We start from the raw sequence: 1,844 nt of genomic DNA on the forward strand, positions 1-1,844 counted from the left end.
GACCCCTTCGTCCACCTGCATGTGCACACGGAGTATTCGATGCTTGACGGTGCGGCGAAGGTGGGGGCGTTGTTCGCCGAGGCGCAGCGGTTGGGGATGCCTGCGGTGGGGATGACGGATCACGGGAACATGTTCGGGGCGGATGAGTTCTACCAGCAGGCGCGTAAGTCGGGGATCAAGCCGATCATCGGGATTGAGGCGTATGTGGCGCCGGGGTCGCGGTTTCACAAGAAGCCGGTGTTCTGGGGTGAGGCCAAGCAGCGGGGTGCGGATGAGTTCGGTGAGGGTGGGGATGTTTCGGGTGCGGGTGCGTACACGCACATGACGATGGTGGCGCGGAATGCCACGGGGTTGCGGAACTTGTTCACGTTGTCGTCGCGGGCGAGTTTTGAGGGGATGTACCGCAAGCCGCGGATGGACAAGGAGTTGATCGCGGAGTTCGCGGAGGGGATCATCGCCACGACGGGGTGTCCGTCGGGTGAGGTGCAGACGCGGTTGCGGTTGCGGCAGTTCGACGAGGCGTTGCGGGCGGCGGCGGAGTACCAGGAGATCTTTGGTCGGGAGCACTTCTTCCTGGAGTTGATGGATCACGGGTTGCCGATCGAGCGGTCGGTGCGGGAGGGGTTGTTGGAGATCTCCCGGAAGTTGGGGATCCCGCCGTTGGCGACCAATGACTCTCATTACGTGACGGTGGACCAGGCGGAGTCGCACGGGGCGTTGCTGTGCGTGCAGTCGGGTAAGACGCTCAGTGACGAGTCGCGGTTCAAGTTCGATGGTGATGGTTACTACCTGAAGTCCGCGGAGGAGATGCGCGAGTACTGGGACTCGGAGGTGCCGGGGGCGGCGGACAACACGTTGCGGGTCGCCGAGATGGTGGAGTCCTACGAGGATGTGTGGGCGTTCCAGGACCGGATGCCGCGGGTGACTGATGGTAGTGGTCGTTCGGAGCGGGAGTTGCTGGCCGCTGAGATCGAGCAGTACCTGCCCACCCGGTATCCGGGCGGGCCGAGTGCGCAGTGCCGTCGGCGGATCCAGGTGGAGCTGGACGTGCTGGACACCAAGGGGTACTGCGCGTACTTCCTGGTGGTGGGTGACCTGACGCGGTGGGCGAAGTCGCAGGGCATCCACGTGGGTCCGGGGCGTGGTTCGGCGGCGGGGTCGTTGCTGGCCTACATCCTGCACATCACGAACCTGGACCCGTTGGAGCACGGGCTGATCTTCGAGCGGTTCCTCAACCCCGAGCGGGACTCGCCGCCGGACATCGACCTGGACTTCGACGACCGGCGCCGCGACGAGGTGCTGCAGTACGCGATCAACAAGTACGGGCGGGACAAGGTCGCCCAGGTCATCACCTTCGGCAAGATCAAGACCAAGGCGGCGATCAAGGACGCCGCCCGGGTCCACCACGGCCAGCCCGGTTTCGCCATCGCCGACCGGATCTCCAAGGCGCTGCCGCCGCCGATCGCGGCCAAGGACATCCCGCTGTCCGGGATCGTGGACCCCCAGCACGAGCGCTACCCCGAGGCCGCCGAGGTCCGCAGCCTGATCGAGACCGACCCGTCGGTGTCGCAGATCTTCGACACCGCCCGCGGCCTGGAAGGCCTGATCCGCAACGCCGGGGTGCACGCCTGCGCGGTCATCCTGTCCTCCCAACCCCTGCTGGGCACCGTCCCGCTGTGGGCACGCGACGACGGCTCGATCATCACCGGCTGGGACTACCCCTCCTGCGAAGCCATCGGCCTACTGAAGATGGACTTCCTCGGCCTGTCCAACCTCACCATCCTCGGCGACGCACTCCGCATGGTGAAGGACAACCACAACCGCGACATCGACCTCTCCAACCT

Annotated in this window: 1 protein-coding gene; it reads left to right on the plus strand. The window is 65.6% G+C overall.

Annotation, left to right across the window (positions count from 1 at the left end; genetic code table 11):
- Positions 1-1,844, plus strand: a 1,844-nt coding sequence (gene dnaE / locus ABT324_RS33300; RefSeq protein ID WP_351185881.1) for a DNA polymerase III subunit alpha, incomplete at both ends; no start/stop codon positions are given.

It is taken from the genome of Saccharopolyspora sp. NPDC000359 (assembly GCF_040300525.1).
In the GTDB taxonomy this organism is placed as follows: domain Bacteria; phylum Actinomycetota; class Actinomycetes; order Mycobacteriales; family Pseudonocardiaceae; genus Saccharopolyspora.